Origin of the sequence: Kaistella flava (ex Peng et al. 2021) (genome assembly GCF_015191005.1) — a bacterium.
In the GTDB taxonomy this organism is placed as follows: Bacteria; Bacteroidota; Bacteroidia; order Flavobacteriales; family Weeksellaceae; genus Kaistella; species Kaistella flava.
In genome coordinates, this window is record NZ_CP040442.1 from 1,092,648 (window position 1) to 1,109,613 (window position 16,966).

The following is a 16,966-nucleotide window of genomic DNA, read 5'->3' on the forward strand; positions in this document are numbered from 1 at the left end:
AAGTATTCTGGAAAGCAACTTGCTTCGTTTTAATTAATGAACGTTCATTTTTTTAAAAGGTCAAAAAAGAGTTAAACTCTAATTGCATCCCAAGCCAACTGAAAAGTTTCGTTTTTTACTTTTTCATCTAAAGTGAAGATTTCTCTTTCCTGCATTTCCAGTAAAAAAGACAAAGGATAAACAGTAAATGAATACAAAATATAGTCCGAAATCGGTTTTATAATTCCCTCTTTTTTTCCTCTTTCCCATAAATCGAGTAATGGTTGCAGATTCTTTAAACCTTCAATTCTAATCGCTTCATCAATCATCGGACTGTTATCACATTGAGATAAAAAATTAGCTTCTTTGATTTGATTTAATTTATAGTTGGCGATATTAAACCAAATAAGTTCAAAACCAGTTTTCACAGACATCTCTTCATGATACCCTTCAAAAGCGCAGGCACTAAATGATTCCTTCACTTCTAAATAAAGGGTATTAATCAAATCCTGTTTATGTTCGAAATACAGATAAATCGTAGCCGGTGAAACGCCTGCCAGTTTTGCAATCTTAGACATTGGCGCATTATGAAACCCGTGGTTATTCACCAAAGTAAGTGTAGCATTCAGTAACGCACTTTTTTTGTCTGATATTTTTTCTTTTTTAGCCATTTCAAATTCTATTTTGCGAGCGAAGTAAATTTGTATGATTTCCAAGACAGCCAAATCAATACGAATTGAATCACCAATCTGAAATACGCCACCATATGACTTCCGATTACGGGCTGATCTTTCAAAGCATCTGCAATATGAAGTGGTAAGAAAATCACCATCAAACCAAAAATACCCAACATTCCATACTTGGTGTATTTTTGATTTAAAAATAAAGTAACAATCCCCAAAAGCAATTCAACCATCCCCGACAAATAAACGATTGCCAATGGAAACGGTAAGAATGATGGAACAATCGGAACATAGAATTCAGGGTTCCATAAATGATAAACACCGGCAACCATCATTACAACTGCTAAAAGGATACTTACGATCACCCAAAATATGACTCTCATTTTACTTGACTTTTATTTTACTTTGCAAAGATATAAAAAAAAGAATGAACGTTCATTTTTTAATTTAAATTTAAAATAGAAAGTGAATTTTTAGATTGGAAAATGGTCACATAGAAAATTCTCCTTCCCTATTCTACAGGTTGAAAGTTACATTATAAATATTTGTTGGAATTCAAAAGGGGAATATTTTAATAATGAAAATTATCCTAAGAGACCATTTTAAATAAAATATTAATTCTAAAATAAAGATAAAGAAAGTGAGAAACGTTTGAAAAAAATTCTAATTATCCTAATTTCTATATTTAAAAACGCTACGTCTGGCGCGGACATAAACCCTCTTCATTTTAGCTTTTCTGGAAAGTAAATCCGAAATGCTAATTACGGTTAACAAAGAAATAAATGCCAAGGCTCCAAGAGCGCCGCCAAAACCTTCGAAGAAAAGACTTTTGTTACAGTAAATTGTACTGAATAAAGTTCCGGCAACTGCCAAACGGAAATAACTTCCATATGACTTGGAGGAAACCATTCCAATAAAGGATGTTCCCATAAATACAAGAGGAATATTTTTAGTAAGATAAGAATTGAAAAGGTGCGGAAAACAGTAGAAAAACAAACCTACAGAAACCGAAAGTAAAGCTGAAGACCGAATCGGACCCAGTTTATAATGTTCGCTCACATAGAAAGTAAGCGTCGCACCAAGAATTCCTGAGACCGTAGTCATCATTAAATCATTCATAAAAACCAATTAATTAAAGAGATAATAACCATACTGCAAAATGCAATACTTCCGAATTTTCCGCCAATACCGACAAATAGATTTTTTGCCAACATGAAAAAGAGACCGGCTAAAATTCCCGCAGCAATTACAAAACCAATCGATGGTGCAATTTTTACACTCGACATTCCGATGAAAGCACCACAATAAATAGCGGCTGGTAACTTGTTAAAATAATCTGATTTTTTATCGATGGAAGGTAAAAAAGAGGCAACAGCGCCCGTAATTCCGACTGATAAAACACTTCCTAAATCGGTAGAAGTATTCAATAAATAGCAAGTCACTGCTCCGATTGGCACCCAAATTACAACAGACATATTTTCGTAAACATATTCTTCGTGATGTAAATCCAAATATTTATAGCCAAATATCAGCGTTAAGGTCACGAGCACTATTGAAATGATGGTAACAAAATTGTTGGATTCGTATTGCTCTTTAATAATCATTAATAAAAATATAACCTGAACAAATAGAACAGTTGATATCATCAAAAACCGAGCAGCTTTGTGTTTCTTCATGAAGTAAAATTCTTTCCTGGAAGTGTGGATTTAGGGATAGTAGTTGGGTGTTTTTTCAGCGTGCAAAAATAGTGAAAACCCGTAGAATCGAATTGCAGCACCGATTTTAAATAAAAATGATCGTCATAGACAGAGAAATAAATCTGGTGTAATTATTTTCATTAAAAAGTTTTAAAAACAAAACCCCAGCTTGACCAGGGTTTTGAAAACTATTTGTCTATTTCAATTCCAAATATTAATTACCTCTATACGTGGAATATCCGTAAGCAGATAACGTAATCGGAACGTGGAAATGACTTTCTCCTTTGATTTCAAATACAACCTCTATGAAAGGGTAAAAAGAATTTTGGTTTAACTTTTTAAAATAAGGTTCCACAAAATAGGTCAACTTATAAATACCTTGATTATCGACGCCTTTTGTTACCTTTAAAAAATCGGTAATACGACCGTTTTGGTCTGTGATTTTTTCATCAACAGCGATCCACTTTCCTGCTTTATCCTGTTTTGATAAACTAATTTTTACCCCTGGAGCCGGTTCACCTTTCGTAATATCTAAGATGTGACTGGATAATTGGAACTTTGCTTCTTGTCCAAAGCTGAAACTTGCAAAGGCAAGCATGAGTACGATTAAAAAATTTCTTGATTTCATTTTTATTTATTTATTGGTTTTAAATCCTAAGTTTTCTATTGCCTTCATCGCGATATTATTATCATTTTCTCCGCTTCCACCGCCGGAAACACCCAAACTTCCTATGAGTTCGCCATCTTTCCAAACTGGTGCGCCACCTCCTAATAAAAGTAATTCCGGAAGCGTGTTTAAGTTTTTAGCACTTTCGCTATTGGCTGCATTTTTCATCAAGTCTAAACTTGGAGTCTTTGTTGATAATGACGTGTACGCTTTTCGTCTGGACGCTTCTGTATTGTGCGGTCCAACGTTATCAGCTTTTAATAATAACAAGGTAACGCCGGAGGAATTGAGTACAGCAACCGATACTTTTTTATCTAATTTTTGAGCTTCAATTCCGGCCTGTTCTGCTAACTTCAATGCGCCTGCCTGATTCAGACTGTTTTCTTTTTGCACATATTGAGCTGATGCCATGCAAGACATGAACAATAGAGCGGTTGTGATGATTATATTTTTTCCTGTTTTCATAATTGTGAAAATTTAATTTTAGAGTACAGTAGTTTACTGCATCTTAATTCTGAGTTGCTTTATAAATTGTTAAAGATTATTGAATGCTAAAGGTTTGCTATTTATTTCGCAGAAGTCTTTTTTTCACTTTACTTAAGAATTCGTGGGAGATTCCTAAATAGGCGGCGATTTGATGCTGGGCAATTCTTTGATTAAGGGTCGGATATCTTTCTGTAAAATCTAAATATCTTCGCTCTGCAGTTTTGTGAAGCATACTGATCATTCTTAAATGCATCGATGATAAAGACTTTTGATTCATGATCCGGAAGAGCTTTTCCACTTTCGGAATATCGATATACAACTGCTCTTTTTTCGCGCGGTCAATCGTTAAAATAACAGAATCTTCTAATGCCTGAATATTTAATCTTGAGACTTTGCCAGACACAAAACTACCGATATCTAAAACCCACCAATCTTCGATGGCAAAATAGAGAATATGTTCTTTGAGATTTTCGTCCTGATAGAAAACTTTAAAACAACCTTCCAGCACATAGCTTTCAAATTCGCACACTTCGCCTTCCTTTAGAATAATCCTGTTCTTTTCTACGGTTTCAATTTGATAACAAGAGATGAACCTGGCTAATTCATCCTGTGATAAATCAACGTATTTTAGGATATTCTTTTCGAAGGAAGGGTACGCCCCCATATTGTTTTAGTGGTGTTTTATATAGCTTTCACTTGTTTCAAGTGTTGCATACAATCCGCCTAATGCATTTAATCCTGCCAAAAATGATTCTGTGATCTGTTCAGCTGGAATAATTTTTCCATTCAGTTCGCGATCTCTCGTGGTTACTGCATCTGCGATAATTGTATTGTGAAAACTGAAATCCATGGCAGCTCTGGTGGTAGAACTTACGCAAACGTCGGTCATCATGCCGCAAATTACTAAATTTGAAATAGATTTCTGCTTTAAATAATCTAATAATTCAGTTTCTCTAAAACTGTTCGGAAAGTTTTTAGTGATCACCTTTTCCGTTTCTAAGGGAGCAACGCTTTGGTGAATTTCTGCACCTTTTGTCTCTGGCAAAAAGAAAGTCCCGCTTTCCTGAACCGCAATATGCTGGATGTGAATGACCGGCATATTATTATTTCTAAAATAAGAAAGTACCGTACTTGCCTTTTCTGCTGCTTCATTTGATCCTACCAATTCCATCGTTCCACCTGGAAAGTAGTCATTTTGGATGTCTATAATAAGTAATGCGGTCGTATTATTAAGGTATTGTTTCATAATTTGTCTTTTCTAAAGTTTTAAAAGTTCATCTACCTATCTCGAAATACTTTACTATATCAAGAAAGTGATTCTCTTCAATTAATCTTGGACAAAGGTAGTTTGGGCATAGAAAAGAACTTGTTGAACTAGTTCAATAAATGATTCATTTAAATTTTATTGGAAAGGAACTTAATATGTAAACAATAAGAACTTCCGATTGAATAATTATTGATTCATTTTTAACAACCAATATATCAGCACCTTTAGTTAGAATTTTAAATAAAAAAAATACATCTTTAATAAGTATTTGAATAAATAAATCCAATTTTAAAATATTAATTGCGCTCTTATTTAAGCTTATAAAGCTCATTATCTGCAAATTAGAAATCCGATTACTTCAGAGATTGAAAGAATTGAAATATCCTCTTTGAAACTAAAAAAAATAAGCCGAGTTTTGCCGCTGAATAAATGGCTCGATAATGGATAAAAGCTATTTTGTTCACGATTCTAACAAAACGAAAGCGTTTCTATTAAAGTTTAGTTAAAACAACCACGTTATCTGTTCTGAAAATCATAAAACACCTCTTAAATCCGTTATAACTTTTGAAACTTAAAATCACAATGGTCAAATCCTCAATCATTTTTTTTCTACTTCTTTGTCATTCTGTGATGGGTCAAACAAAGATGGAAGACATCCTGGGAAAATGGATGGCTACTGACAAAAGTGTGAGCGTACTGGTTTATAAAGAGGGAAAAGCAATCAGAGCGAAAGTCCTTTGGTTTGATGAAAAATTAGGAAATGGACAGCCAATAAATTCAAGAGTAGATACCCGAAATCCCGATCCTAAATTAAGAAATAGAAAATTGATTGGAATGGATATTTTAGAGAATTTATATTTCAATACCACCAAACAACGTTGGGAAAACGGTAAAATTTATGATGCTTCCAGTGGAAGAACTTGGGATTCTTATGCCGAAATTAAAGATGATGGTCAACTTATTGTCCGTGGTTTCTGGAAATGGCAATGGATCGGGAAAACTCTATATTTCGATAAAATGTAGGTCGTTTTTTAATAAGTTTGATCTCAATAATTCTTCAGCATTTCTGATACTTCCTTTTTTAAATGAATTTTAAAACTTTCCGGAGAAATAATCTTCACGCGCTTGCCATGTGAAAGAACTTCACGTTCGAAATCGTAAGTCGGAAACAAAGTCAATTTAATCCTAAATTCTGTTTCATTATCAATTAAAATCTCCTGAGAATGATGAAGCGGAAGCGTTTTTATATAACTTCCCTGATCAGAATCAAACGACAAAACAATCTCTTGCGCTTCTTCATTTAAAGTAGAAATAATTCCGAATGAGTTTTCAAAGGCTTTTTCGGTATCGTATTTTTTTGGTTTGAAAGAAGATGGTGCAAAATCAAAATCTGAAATTCGGTCCAAAGCAAAGGTCTTAATAAAGAAATCGCGATCGTCTTTTTCGTTGGCCAACAAATACCATCTATTTCGAAATTCCTTTAAAGCATAAGGTTCCAAAGTTTTTTTATACGCCACGCCTTCCCAGAATTTGGTGTACTGCAGCGTGATTATTTTGTGATGCGTAATGGCGTGAACCAATCCGTTAAGTAAATGTAAACCCCGGGATTTTCTTTGCTCAAAGAACATGACATTTTTTCGTCCTTTCACTTCCCGAAATGCTTCGACCAATAATAAATTATCAAATACATCTTCCTGAATTTCATCGAGCTCATCAGATTCAATCGCGTAAGTATCTGTAGAACGGCGGTAAATAATATCGGTTCCCAACACTTTAGAAATCGCTTCTTTATCACGCAGGAAAGTTCTCTTTGTAAATTTTAATTTGTCCGCTTCAATATCTTTATCTTCAAATTTTTGACATAAATAATCAAAAATATCATCATAAGACGCTCCTTTATTTTTTCTGCTTCTCAAAAAATCTTCAATGAATTTAAGACGAAGGATTTGTTCAATTTTTGCCATTGGATGAAGTTTGAGTTTACGATTATTAAAAAGTAAATGTAGAAAACTTAAACGACAATACATGACGGTTTTAAAATAAAACTTGCTAAATAATTCAAACTTTGATTGAGTGAAAATTATACAGTTTCTTTAGATACAACTTATCTCTCACAAGTCCTAACCCACTCACCTTCAATTGAATTTACTGAATTTTTCGAATTTATTTTAGTTTCCTAAAAGAATAATTTCTAACTTAGATGTTCCATTAAAAACATAATTATCATGAAAACTAACAAATTAAAATCCTTTGTATCCTTTTTGGGATTCTTAGGAATTATCGGAGTTATCATTACTTTAACTACCAATTCTACCAAAACTTATCGCCCGGTAAGTGAGATGCAGAGCGAATGGAAAAATCTTAAAATTTTGCCTCAGGACATTACAAAAGACAGTCTGATGTTTGTAATGCATACCTTTAACAACTCTTTAGGCGTAGATTGTTCTCATTGTCATACTCCGAAAAAAGATAATCCTGACAAAATGGATTTCCCTTCTGACGCCAACAAAAACAAAGAAATCGCACGTGGTATGCTTAAAATGACCAATGACATTAATGCGAATTATTTTCTGCCGCACGCACCAGATCCAAAACCAAAACAAATAACCTCTGTTTATTGCATCACTTGCCACCGCGGAAATCCTAATCCAGAAAAGTATCTGCAAGGCGTGAGTAAAATGATTCCGGTTTTGATGCCGATTAAGAAAGAAGATATGAAAATGAAATAATAATTTGAGCTTTATAAAATTTTATATAAACCTTGATTGATAATACTTTCAAGGTTTTTTTGCGAATAGTTTTTATTTTTAATTAAACCCCAACTTTCACAGAAGCTGTTCATCACACATTAAAGAAAATTTAAAACCCAATCTTCCCTTTCTCTTCCCCACTCCATTTTTCATTTTTGCATAAGTTTTTAATCTCTTCGAAAAGAAGTTTTTCACCAGTTAGAATTTCCTGCATCGCAGATTTTCGGGCAATATTTTCCATTTCACCACCGGAGAAATTGAAGGTTTCGGCTAAAACAATGCTTTCTTTGTCCGACAAAAAAGGAAATTTTTCACACCAGATTTTAGCAGCATTTTCTAAGGAAGGTTGCTCGAATTTTACTTTAAATAAGAAGCGGCGTTCAAAAGCAGCATCCATATTTTCGACGAGATTGGTGGTGGCGAAAAGGATTCCGTTGAACTTTTCCATTTCTTCCAGAATAATATTTTGAATAGCATTTTCGGTATCAGCGACATTAGAACTTCCGGCTGATTTGCGTTTTCCGATAACGGCGTCTGCTTCATTGAAGAGCAAGATCGGACAAAGATCTTCGGTCAGTTTCATTTCATTATACTGAGTGAAAATTTTCTTGACCAATTTCTGACTTTCGCCAAACCACATACTTTTGGTTGAAGAAATATCAACTTTATAAATTTTTCTGCCGGTTTGTTTTGCCAACTGATAAACACTCTCCGTTTTTCCTGTTCCAGGAACGCCGTGAAAAATCGCTGTAACCCCAATTGGCATTGATTTATCTTTCAAGCGCTGTTGCATTTCATTGAATTTATCCTCACTTAAAATGGCCGAAATCTGATTCAGCTGAGCAGTTTCATCGGTATTAAAAAAGAGCTTTTTCTCTGGGATATCTTCGGTCTTTATCAATTTTGAATACTCTTTCGAAACCTCATCAATGATTACATTTTCGTGCTCTCTTAGGAAATCAGTTACTTTTTTAGAAACCTTTGCATTGTGTTTACTGAAAAAATCTTCTTTAGAAATATCAATCAAATCTAATTTCGAAAGTTTGGTTTCCTTGTTGGCTACTTTTTTAACATGCTTTAAAGCCTGACTTTTATGAGCAAAATAATCATCAACCGTCATGATTACGTTGGTATTAAAATCATTATCGCCGTTTTTGATGGCATCCCAAATCGTATCTAAAAGGAAATAAGTTTCAAACACCTCGAGCTGATAATTTTTGATCTCACGAAACATCGGCATTTCTATATTTTCATCACAAATCGTAGAAACATATTCTCTAAAATCCAGATGGGAAATTAACTGATCACCGAGTTGATCACTCATTTTATCAAACTCTTCCAGGATATCGACAAAATTTTTGGGTTCTGTAGACTCCGCTATTTTACTGTATTTTAGAACTTCATTTTTAGAAATACTGTTGATAAGATTTTGAGAAAGTTCATATGTAGAAATCTGTTTTTTACGGCTGTTTTTATTCATTAATAAATTTCGGCTGTAAAGCGTTTCTATCGACTCTCTGTATTTCAAAACCTGAAATTTGGTTAAGCCAAAATGGTCAAAAACATCAGAAAAATTACTGGTCTCAAACCACATCGCAAAAGCATTGGCAAACAAAACCGTTTCGATAGCGTTTAGTTTTAAATAGTCGGAAAGCAATTTCACCTCACTTTCTATTTCTATAAACAACGCATCCTTTAACTGGCTTTCTTTCGATGTATTGTATATCTTTTCAATACAATCCAATACTTTAAAATTAAATTTTGTTTCCATGCTCTATATTTATTTTGACAAAGATCCTAAATCAAAGCGCCAAACTAAGTCAGTTTACTAAAGTTGATCAGTTATTTGAAGTAAATATCTTCTCTTTGGAATCAGTATTATTCAGAACATTCTAATTAATTTTATTTCTGAAATAAATTCTCTTTAAATTACATAAAACAACCCACCGTTAATGGCTATCTTTGCAAAATTCAAAACTTAACGAGCTATTTAATTATGTCTTTATCCTTATTTAATCCTTTCACAGATTTAATTTTCGACGAACAATTTTGCTTCCTAACTGGAGATTTAACCACTGAAAAAATGTCCGTTTATCCGGAATGGCTGATGGATCATTTTAAATTTGGGACCGACCGAATTGAGATGATGGATAAATCGAAGGCTTATACTTATGCAGATCTTCAATTGCCGTGTTCTCCGCGCGTAAAAAAAGCTTTTGAAGACTTGGAAGAAAAAGTTCAGGAAGCCTACAAAAAAGGATTTGAAGGAATGAAAGCGCTCGACGAACAGTTGCTTTTCCTCTGGACAGGCAGAATGGTTTACGGAATGCTGTATCACGAAATGCGGTATGAAAGTTCACGCAAGCTCAGACTAAGAGAAAATTTTGATTTGTCTGCTACGCTGCGCGAACGTTTTGGAAACTTCCATCTCATGATGCAGTCTATCGTAGAACCGATTTCTTTTGTGGGACAAAAACCGTGGAGCATTGCCGTATTTCCGCTTAAATATTCGGCCGATATTTTCAGTTACCGCGACGATACTGTTAATTTATTGTTCCAGTTTGGAGTCAATGGTTTTGGATTTATCGCCTGTATGCAGGATAACGGAATTATAGGTGAAAAACAAAAAGAGATTCTCGAAAAAATGGAAGGTCATGTTTTACACCCGCTCCAGTTTGAAGAACTGTTTGCCAGGTTTCATTACTCCGATTATATTTTACAGTACAAACCAGAATTCAAAATTGAAAATACCGATACCGAAATTACGATCGAAGCAGTTCCTATTACCGCTAATGAAAACAGACCTATTTTCGGATTTTGGGATGACGAGGTTTTTGCACAGTTGTTAACCAATTACTGGTCGGTTTATGGAATTCAAAGAGGCGATATTATTCAGTTTCAAAAACCTTTTTTAAGTTTTCTCGAGAATCCTTATACGAAGGATTTTGTGGTGCCGGAAGGGATTGATTTGCCGTTTTAGGAATTGAAAAAATTATACATGGCTTTTTAAAGTACTAAAGTCACAAAAGCTTTATAGTACTAAGTGATTCAAAAAGGAGGTTATAACTAAAGTTGCTTCAAATAATTGAATAAATTGTGCTTTTCAAAAAAAGTTCCGGCTAAAAAAGATCATTTCCTCTACGTTACTTGTTCATTTCCTCCATGAATCTCACTGTATTTCCTATCAAAAACACGGATCTGAAAAATTTAATTGTAAAAGAAATGAGGAGAAAAAATATAAATCGTTGTTAGAAAATCAATAGATTTAAAATTTTCGAGCATATATTTATTTCATAAACTACTATAATCATGTAGTTTACGAAAATAATACAATCCTTCATTCCTTTTTATGATTTCGATTAATTACAATTATTTTAGGAGTGGATAAAATTAAATTGATATTTTTTCCATTTTAAAATTGTTTATCAAGAAATTGTTGTACTTTTGCACCATAATAACGCGGGGTAGAGCAGTAGGTAGCTCGTCGGGCTCATAACCCGGAGGTCGCACGTTCGAGTCGTGTCTCCGCTACTAAGTAAAGAGAATCAAGAAATTGATTCTCTTTTTTTGTGGGGTTAAGTGAGGGTTTTGGAGATTCCCTATACTCTCTCCTATTATGATACTATTCTAATAAATCTCAAATTATATAAAAGAAGACATACAATAAGGTAACGCATTTACTACTTTAGTGACCCATTCTAATTCTTAAAAAACCTACAAAAATGAGAATCCTATTCTATATCAGAAGAAACAAAATCAATTCGAAAAATCTATACCCTTTAACCTTTAGAATTACTTTAGTTTCAAGGTAGGAAAGAATTTTCCACAGGTGTATTTATTAATCCTGATAATTAGAATAATATAAAAGTAGAAAAGATTTCCATGCACTACAGACCATAACTAAATCAATAACAACTAAGCCTGCTTAAACAATAAATTACCGAGGATTTTTTATTGCTACAGGTTCAGAAGATATTTAAATCTTACAAAGAATTAAGACCACATGCCAGTTGTGATTATTTAACCCCAATACAAGCACATCTAAAATCTGGAAAATTAAACAAGAGATGGAAGAATTATTATAAACGTTTTAACTTTGAAAATACAAGTGTATAGTTATGTCAGGATTTACCTATTAATCTGTATAGCTATTTCAGGACGGGTCCCCAAAATGACGCTTCATACATACCTCATAGATACTTCATGGATAAAGCATGGATAGTTCATGACGAGTTCATGAAAACGAAATCACCATAAAAACAATTTTTCTCTAAAAAAAGAACTTCCAAAATTCCTTACAGAATACAAATTGGTTTTTGAGTTTCATTAATTCCTCCATTAAGCCTTAATGTTGAAAAAATATAGGTTCATTTTTTAGGATCAAAAACAAAACACGATCGAATTCTTCGGCAGAAATAAACTCAAAGTGTTCAACAATAAATCCTAATAGAAACAATTGAAGTAATTCAAAGCTATTGATCATTTAGCAAAAATAACATATCCATCATTTGTCCCTAAATTTTGTGACTGGTTCGTTTTAAAATCGATTCAAGAAGTACGGAAAGAAATTATAACAAAAAAAATCCCTAAAAGTATTAACTTATAGGGATTTGGGCGGAGAACTAGGTTTTCCTTATTAAAACTAATAGAAACCAATAAGCAAATACCGTATTGATTATCAATTATTTATAAACATTTATACTCAAGTAGAAGTTACCAAAAACCAATGAACAACTCCCAATTTAGTCCCTGTTTTTTAAGTAGGGACTAAATTGGAAGTTACTCCATTTTTATCAGTCAGTAATCCTTTTCATTTTAGAACATTCACCGAATCTAGATTATTTTTCTCACAGAGAGAAATGAAGTTTGGTTTCAAAGCAAATAGAAATGAGAAATTTATAAAAATCAATCTTTTAAATGTAGAAAAATCAGAAACATCAACCCTGCGGATTTTCCTTCATTTTAACAGATGTCAGCAACAGCAATTCTATTTCTTTATATTAAACTGAAATATTGTATTTCCAATTAGAAATTATTTAGTCCTCAACTCTATTTCGTCCCAAATTTTTATTATATTTGGGACTATTATGAGACCAAAAGTTGAACAACATATTTCAGATCAAATAGATACCCTAGAAAATGGAGCAATCTTTTTTGTGGATGATTTTTTAGATTTTGGAACCTCGGAAAGTGTAAAAAAAGCATTGCTCAGACTTGAAGAAAAACAAAAAATCAAAAGACTATCTCACGGTATTTATTATAAGCCAAAACTCAGTAAAATTATTGGAGAACTTATTCCATCAATCGAAGATATTGCAAATGCTATTGCAAGAAGAGATCACGCAAGAATAATCCCGACTGGTGCTTTTGCAGAAAACATATTGGGATTAACAACACAAGTTCCCATGAAGTTCACATTCCTCACAGATGGTGCTGCGAGAATTATTAAAGTGGGCAACCGAACAATCAATTTCAAATCTACAGTTCCTAAAAATTTATCTACAAAAGGAAAAATTTCTACTTTGGTTATTCAAGCTTTGAAACAAATAAAAAAAGACAATGTAGATGAAATTACTCTGAATAAAATTTCTGAACAATTGAAAAATGAAGAAGAAAATAATATTCTTCACGATGCTAAACTTGCTCCAGCGTGGATCAGAGAAATCCTTTTAAAGTCCCTCAATAATGAATAATTGGTTTACATTAACAGAACAGCAACAATTCGAAATAATCAATGAGACTTCTGCTCAGCTTGGCTTTTCCGACGTGGTCATCGAAAAAGATTGGTGGGTTTGTATGGTTTTAAGAGCTGTATTTCAATCGAAATATAATACACACATCGTTTTCAAAGGAGGAACGTCATTAAGTAAAGCATATGCTGTTATTGAACGGTTTTCCGAAGATGTTGATTTAATTGTTGATTATCATTTTCTTGGTTTTGATGATTTTAAATCGAAATCGCAAATAAAGAAACTTCGCAAAGCTTCAGGACATTTCGTTATTGGCGATTTCAGAGTAGAATTGACTGAGCAACTTAAAACATTAGGAATTCCGGAAGAAATGTTCATCATAGAATTTGACCCAAAAATTGATGATACAAGTGACCCCAATACATTGGAATTATCATATCAATCAGTGGTTCCAAGTGAAACCCACATTCAAAAGAAAGTGATTATTGAGATGGGCGCAAGAGCTCTATCAGAACCTTCTGAGAAAAGAAAAATAAGTTCATACATCGATCAGAGTTTTAAAGGATATGAATTTGCTTTTCCTGAATTTGAGGTGGAAGTTACCATTCCAACAAAAACATTTCTGGAAAAAGTTTTTCTTCTGCATGAAGAATTTTCAAAACCCCTAGAGAAAATTAGACATCATAAATTGAGTCGTCATTTGTATGATTTAGATCGGCTCATGAATTCTGAATACGGTGAAAAAGCAATTACCGACAAAGATCTTTTCAATAAGATTGCTAAATTTAGAGAACTGATGAATAATGTGAGAGGGATTTCTTTTGAAAATCATAAAAGAGATCAACTCAACATCATTCCGCCAGCGGAAGTTATTGATCTTTGGGAAGCAGATTACAGACAAATGCAGGAAAATATGATTATAGGCGAAAGTTTATCATTTTCAGATTTAATTGAAAAATTAAAATTAATACAAGAAAAATTCAAGGAAATACCAAACACCTAATTACGACCATGTTTCAAAACCTGTAGTTAAAATAGATGTTAATGCTTTCTGAATCACCAATTGAACATGTATTTTTGATTTGTGTTTTTTTATAAAAAAAATCAAAAAAGATAATATTAAAGAAGAAATGCAAAGTAGGAAATACGCTCGAATCAAAACTTGATAACCATTATGACACGAAAAACTTATAGAAAATATTTTTTACAGATAAAAACAAAAAAACAGAGATTATAGTCCCTGTTTTTTAATAGAGACTAAATCATAGTAAATTTATGAAATAATCTTCAAAAAAACCACATCATATCAGCAAGTTGACCATTTTAAACACTGGTTTCGTTATCTATATCAAAATTATTACTCCGCATACAATTTTCTAAATCTTTTAAATCTTTTATGGAATTCTGATACTCTTTCTGTTTGAGTTCATATTCTAAAACCACTTTTTGCTGTGAAAAGCGGTCTTTCAGTAAGGTAATTTTCAAATCCTTCAGTTCTTTGATGCTGATTGAATTGCCCATGTTTTGAGTCCACCTTTTTTCGTTTATTTTTCTTTCGTAGTTTTCAGTAAGGTCTTTCCGGGTGTATAAGTCCAGCATCAAATGAAGATAGGTCATATCAATATCAAGAACATTTACTCTGGGGCGCAAATAAATAAAATGATGGGTGGCAACATAGTTTTTATCGGCATCCATTAAAAACTTTTTTCCAGAGAATCCTCTGGGTTTACCTCGGGTGTAAATTAGAAAATCATTTTCCTGAATGACTTTACTTTCAGTTACTGTTTTAAGCTGAACATCTTTTGCTGTTTTCCTTTTTGCTTTTGTTCGGGAAATTTCTTTAGGATTCTCAGATTGATGCTCCATCATTAATACCCCGTCTTCGGTAAAAGAATTTATTTTCACAAATTCGACCTTCTCTTGTTGATCTGTAGTTATTGCTGAATATTTATCTTCAACAATCCCAGCTTGTAGGTCAAACAGATCGCCGAATGAGTATTCTTTGGTTTCATCATTTTTATCTTTGAAATCGATCATAAGTAGAAGCAGTAAAAAAACTCCAGTCATTGTAATTTAATTTGATGCAAATATACACATTTTACACTGAAATAAAAACAATTACACAATTTGTGTAAAAATAATACTTTATTTGTAAAAAATATATTATGTTTGCAGAACGATAATTGAAAATTCATTTCAATAACACTAAATCTTAAAATAATTAATCATGGAAAACACCGCAACAGCAACACACGAATTTGATTTTGATATCAACAAAATCGACATCATTGATTTAAAAAAATTGTACACTCATTTTGAGATAGAAAATTTTGGTGATGCTGATGCTGATAGTGATACGATTCTTGACCATCAATCATTCTTTAAACTTTATGAGGATACTGATGCTTTTTTACTGATCCGAATTGCAGCATTATTTTCTTCTAATTCAGTAAAAATAATTGAAACAGAATATTATAAACGTGATTCGAAAACTGAAACTGTTTTTGTTGATGAAGTTCACGAAAATGCAAACCACATCTTTGAACTTGATGCAGCTGATTATCATCACTTCGACGCAGCATTTTTCAACTTTGCAAACGTGTTGCAGATGTACGGAGTTGAAGAAGCCGCTCCTATTTTGGAAAAATATAGTTTTCTAAAAAAACTCTAGTAAACCGTGTATTATTATATACGAAATCGCTCCCGGATCAAATCAAAGAATATTAATTACTAAATATGTAATAAATCATTAATTTAAATCAAAATATTCCGTTAAAAGTTAAAAATTATTTGTATTTATGTAACCTAAAAAAAAATAAACTATGAAAAAAGATAATCTGTTAAAGAAAACCGAAGTATTGGCAAAAGCGATAGCAATGTTGGCTCCATTATACCATGATAAAAATTTAGATGAATCTCAAAGAGGTTTGCTTGAGACGCTTATAGGTGCAGGAATTTGGTATCTGCCAAACAGCAAAGTTTTATTCAGTGGAAAAATCAGTAAAGCTGCGTTGGAAGAAATAAAAATTGATTCTAAAGTTAAATTGGTGCAAGAGCATGGATTCCCAAGAAAGGTTGCCGGTAATAAATTGTTTAACGAGCATTTAATTCAAATCATCAAAGATACCGACGCGTTATGTAATCTATTTCTTGAAAAATTTGGTAGATATAATTTAGTTTTAAAAGAGGAGAATCTTCAATTAAAGAAATATCAGAAAACTGCGCTGTTTGTTTCTGAAGATGAAGCTTATAAATTGGCTGGAATTGAATTGGTAGATTTAGCAGATGAGCATTTTAATTTTCCTCAATTAAAAAAATATATGATTAAGGAGATTGAAATTATTGAATCCGAGGAAATGGAAGATTTTGACACAAAGGAGGAACAAAAAACTACAACATTACCTAAGAAATCGTCCCTTCAGATGGATGAAAATAAAGTCGAAAAGGTAATGGACAGAAAAATCTTTAATTTAAGCGAGAACGACAAAAACGCCGCTCAGCAATATAAAAGATTTATACAATTTGTCATCGATAATTTTAGCCATCGGTTAGAAGAGAATGAAACTTTAAAAAAATATTTCACTCGTGATCAACTTGATGATGTTTTAGGAGCAGCAAGAAATTACGACCGAGTAAAATCACATGAGGATTATTTTTACAGTAACCATTTAGGCAAAAAAGAACAGCAGGTAAGAATAAAAAGAATTGCAAACGAATTACAAATAGAATTAGTTGCTTGATAGAACC

Annotated in this window: 18 protein-coding genes and 1 tRNA gene; 8 read left to right on the top strand and 11 right to left on the bottom strand. The window is 32.7% G+C overall.

Going from position 1 to position 16,966, the window contains the following annotated elements; translation table 11 throughout:
- Nucleotides 1–71: 71 nt before the first annotated feature.
- The 8 genes from Q73A0000_RS04940 to Q73A0000_RS04975 form a co-directional block, all read right to left on the bottom strand.
- Complete coding sequence (locus tag Q73A0000_RS04940; protein ID WP_193812970.1) at nucleotides 72–650, bottom strand: TetR/AcrR family transcriptional regulator; 579 nt, start codon at nucleotides 648–650, stop codon at nucleotides 72–74.
- Between the two features lie 8 nt (nucleotides 651–658).
- On the bottom strand, nucleotides 659–1,045 hold the full coding sequence (locus tag Q73A0000_RS04945; protein WP_193812971.1) for a hypothetical protein: 387 nt from the start codon (nucleotides 1,043–1,045) through the stop codon (nucleotides 659–661).
- 289 nt (nucleotides 1,046–1,334) lie between these two features.
- Nucleotides 1,335–1,781 (bottom strand): hypothetical protein, encoded by a 447-nt coding sequence (locus Q73A0000_RS04950; RefSeq protein ID WP_193812972.1) that lies wholly within the window; start codon nucleotides 1,779–1,781, stop codon nucleotides 1,335–1,337.
- The gene (locus Q73A0000_RS04955; RefSeq protein WP_193812973.1) at nucleotides 1,778–2,338 is read right to left on the bottom strand and encodes a hypothetical protein; all 561 of its coding nucleotides are present in this window, start codon (nucleotides 2,336–2,338) and stop codon (nucleotides 1,778–1,780) included. Before Q73A0000_RS04955 ends, Q73A0000_RS04950 begins: the two co-directional genes overlap by 4 nt.
- Before the next feature lie 235 nt (nucleotides 2,339–2,573).
- Nucleotides 2,574–2,987: a hydroxyisourate hydrolase gene (gene uraH / locus Q73A0000_RS04960; RefSeq protein WP_193812974.1), complete on the bottom strand. Its 414-nt coding sequence runs from the start codon at nucleotides 2,985–2,987 to the stop codon at nucleotides 2,574–2,576.
- A gap of 6 nt (nucleotides 2,988–2,993) precedes the next feature.
- Nucleotides 2,994–3,446 (bottom strand): GlcG/HbpS family heme-binding protein, encoded by a 453-nt coding sequence (locus tag Q73A0000_RS04965; RefSeq protein WP_410504128.1) that lies wholly within the window; start codon nucleotides 3,444–3,446, stop codon nucleotides 2,994–2,996.
- Between the two features lie 142 nt (nucleotides 3,447–3,588).
- Nucleotides 3,589–4,176 carry a Crp/Fnr family transcriptional regulator gene (locus Q73A0000_RS04970; protein ID WP_193812976.1) on the bottom strand — a complete coding sequence of 196 codons (588 nt, stop codon included), beginning with the start codon at nucleotides 4,174–4,176 and terminating at the stop codon, nucleotides 3,589–3,591.
- A 6-nt stretch (nucleotides 4,177–4,182) separates the two neighbouring features.
- A complete protein-coding gene (locus Q73A0000_RS04975) occupies nucleotides 4,183–4,758 on the bottom strand; it encodes a cysteine hydrolase family protein (RefSeq protein ID WP_193812977.1) in 576 nt (191 codons plus the stop codon).
- A gap of 666 nt (nucleotides 4,759–5,424) precedes the next feature.
- On the opposite strand from Q73A0000_RS04975, the gene Q73A0000_RS04980 reads away from it, so the two are divergent.
- Nucleotides 5,425–5,802 (top strand): DUF2147 domain-containing protein, encoded by a 378-nt coding sequence (locus Q73A0000_RS04980; RefSeq protein WP_193812978.1) that lies wholly within the window; start codon nucleotides 5,425–5,427, stop codon nucleotides 5,800–5,802.
- 23 nt (nucleotides 5,803–5,825) lie between these two features.
- Here Q73A0000_RS04980 and Q73A0000_RS04985 read toward each other — a convergent pair whose 3' ends face one another.
- On the bottom strand, nucleotides 5,826–6,743 hold the full coding sequence (locus Q73A0000_RS04985) for a helix-turn-helix transcriptional regulator (protein WP_193812979.1): 918 nt from the start codon (nucleotides 6,741–6,743) through the stop codon (nucleotides 5,826–5,828).
- A gap of 261 nt (nucleotides 6,744–7,004) precedes the next feature.
- On the opposite strand from Q73A0000_RS04985, the gene Q73A0000_RS04990 reads away from it, so the two are divergent.
- The gene (locus Q73A0000_RS04990) at nucleotides 7,005–7,508 is read left to right on the top strand and encodes a c-type cytochrome (protein ID WP_193812980.1); all 504 of its coding nucleotides are present in this window, start codon (nucleotides 7,005–7,007) and stop codon (nucleotides 7,506–7,508) included.
- Nucleotides 7,509–7,638: 130 nt separating this feature from the next.
- On the opposite strand, the gene Q73A0000_RS04995 is transcribed toward Q73A0000_RS04990, so the two are convergent.
- Nucleotides 7,639–9,300: an AAA family ATPase gene (locus Q73A0000_RS04995; protein ID WP_193812981.1), complete on the bottom strand. Its 1,662-nt coding sequence runs from the start codon at nucleotides 9,298–9,300 to the stop codon at nucleotides 7,639–7,641.
- A gap of 225 nt (nucleotides 9,301–9,525) precedes the next feature.
- On the opposite strand from Q73A0000_RS04995, the gene Q73A0000_RS05000 reads away from it, so the two are divergent.
- The 4 genes from Q73A0000_RS05000 (at nucleotide 9,526) to Q73A0000_RS05015 (ending at nucleotide 14,222) form a co-directional block, all read left to right on the top strand.
- Nucleotides 9,526–10,509, top strand: a complete 984-nt coding sequence (locus tag Q73A0000_RS05000; protein ID WP_193812982.1) for a hypothetical protein — start codon at nucleotides 9,526–9,528, stop codon at nucleotides 10,507–10,509.
- Between the two features lie 478 nt (nucleotides 10,510–10,987).
- Nucleotides 10,988–11,060 (top strand) — tRNA-Met (locus Q73A0000_RS05005).
- 1,556 nt (nucleotides 11,061–12,616) lie between these two features.
- Nucleotides 12,617–13,222 (top strand): DUF6088 family protein, encoded by a 606-nt coding sequence (locus Q73A0000_RS05010; RefSeq protein WP_193812983.1) that lies wholly within the window; start codon nucleotides 12,617–12,619, stop codon nucleotides 13,220–13,222.
- Nucleotides 13,215–14,222, top strand: coding sequence for a nucleotidyl transferase AbiEii/AbiGii toxin family protein (locus Q73A0000_RS05015; RefSeq protein WP_193812984.1), 1,008 nt, complete (start codon nucleotides 13,215–13,217; stop codon nucleotides 14,220–14,222). The genes Q73A0000_RS05010 and Q73A0000_RS05015 overlap by 8 nt, the downstream gene beginning before the upstream one ends.
- Nucleotides 14,223–14,542: 320 nt before the next feature.
- Here Q73A0000_RS05015 and Q73A0000_RS05020 read toward each other — a convergent pair whose 3' ends face one another.
- A complete protein-coding gene (locus tag Q73A0000_RS05020) occupies nucleotides 14,543–15,286 on the bottom strand; it encodes a hypothetical protein (RefSeq protein WP_193812985.1) in 744 nt (247 codons plus the stop codon).
- Nucleotides 15,287–15,446: 160 nt separating this feature from the next.
- On the opposite strand from Q73A0000_RS05020, the gene Q73A0000_RS05025 reads away from it, so the two are divergent.
- Entirely contained in the window at nucleotides 15,447–15,890 is a 444-nt protein-coding gene (locus tag Q73A0000_RS05025) for a hypothetical protein (RefSeq protein ID WP_193812986.1), read from the top strand.
- A 151-nt stretch (nucleotides 15,891–16,041) separates the two neighbouring features.
- Nucleotides 16,042–16,959 carry a hypothetical protein gene (locus Q73A0000_RS05030; protein WP_193812987.1) on the top strand — a complete coding sequence of 306 codons (918 nt, stop codon included), beginning with the start codon at nucleotides 16,042–16,044 and terminating at the stop codon, nucleotides 16,957–16,959.
- The last annotated feature ends 7 nt before the right edge of the window (nucleotides 16,960–16,966 follow it).

Bases quoted from the DNA above. Each gene is read 5' to 3' on its own strand.
- Q73A0000_RS04940 (WP_193812970.1), bottom strand. From the start codon at position 650: ATGGCTAAAAAAGAAAAAATATCAGACAAAAAAAGTGCGTTACTGAAT.
- Q73A0000_RS04945 (WP_193812971.1), bottom strand. From the start codon at position 1,045: ATGAGAGTCATATTTTGGGTGATCGTAAGTATCCTTTTAGCAGTTGTA.
- Q73A0000_RS04950 (WP_193812972.1), bottom strand. From the start codon at position 1,781: ATGAATGATTTAATGATGACTACGGTCTCAGGAATTCTTGGTGCGACG.
- Q73A0000_RS04955 (WP_193812973.1), bottom strand. From the start codon at position 2,338: ATGAAGAAACACAAAGCTGCTCGGTTTTTGATGATATCAACTGTTCTA.
- uraH (WP_193812974.1), bottom strand. From the start codon at position 2,987: ATGAAATCAAGAAATTTTTTAATCGTACTCATGCTTGCCTTTGCAAGT.
- Q73A0000_RS04965 (WP_410504128.1), bottom strand. From the start codon at position 3,446: ATGTCTTGCATGGCATCAGCTCAATATGTGCAAAAAGAAAACAGTCTG.
- Q73A0000_RS04970 (WP_193812976.1), bottom strand. From the start codon at position 4,176: ATGGGGGCGTACCCTTCCTTCGAAAAGAATATCCTAAAATACGTTGAT.
- Q73A0000_RS04975 (WP_193812977.1), bottom strand. From the start codon at position 4,758: ATGAAACAATACCTTAATAATACGACCGCATTACTTATTATAGACATC.
- Q73A0000_RS04980 (WP_193812978.1), top strand. From the start codon at position 5,425: ATGGAAGACATCCTGGGAAAATGGATGGCTACTGACAAAAGTGTGAGC.
- Q73A0000_RS04985 (WP_193812979.1), bottom strand. From the start codon at position 6,743: ATGGCAAAAATTGAACAAATCCTTCGTCTTAAATTCATTGAAGATTTT.
- Q73A0000_RS04990 (WP_193812980.1), top strand. From the start codon at position 7,005: ATGAAAACTAACAAATTAAAATCCTTTGTATCCTTTTTGGGATTCTTA.
- Q73A0000_RS04995 (WP_193812981.1), bottom strand. From the start codon at position 9,300: ATGGAAACAAAATTTAATTTTAAAGTATTGGATTGTATTGAAAAGATA.
- Q73A0000_RS05000 (WP_193812982.1), top strand. From the start codon at position 9,526: ATGTCTTTATCCTTATTTAATCCTTTCACAGATTTAATTTTCGACGAA.
- Q73A0000_RS05010 (WP_193812983.1), top strand. From the start codon at position 12,617: ATGAGACCAAAAGTTGAACAACATATTTCAGATCAAATAGATACCCTA.
- Q73A0000_RS05015 (WP_193812984.1), top strand. From the start codon at position 13,215: ATGAATAATTGGTTTACATTAACAGAACAGCAACAATTCGAAATAATC.
- Q73A0000_RS05020 (WP_193812985.1), bottom strand. From the start codon at position 15,286: ATGACTGGAGTTTTTTTACTGCTTCTACTTATGATCGATTTCAAAGAT.
- Q73A0000_RS05025 (WP_193812986.1), top strand. From the start codon at position 15,447: ATGGAAAACACCGCAACAGCAACACACGAATTTGATTTTGATATCAAC.
- Q73A0000_RS05030 (WP_193812987.1), top strand. From the start codon at position 16,042: ATGAAAAAAGATAATCTGTTAAAGAAAACCGAAGTATTGGCAAAAGCG.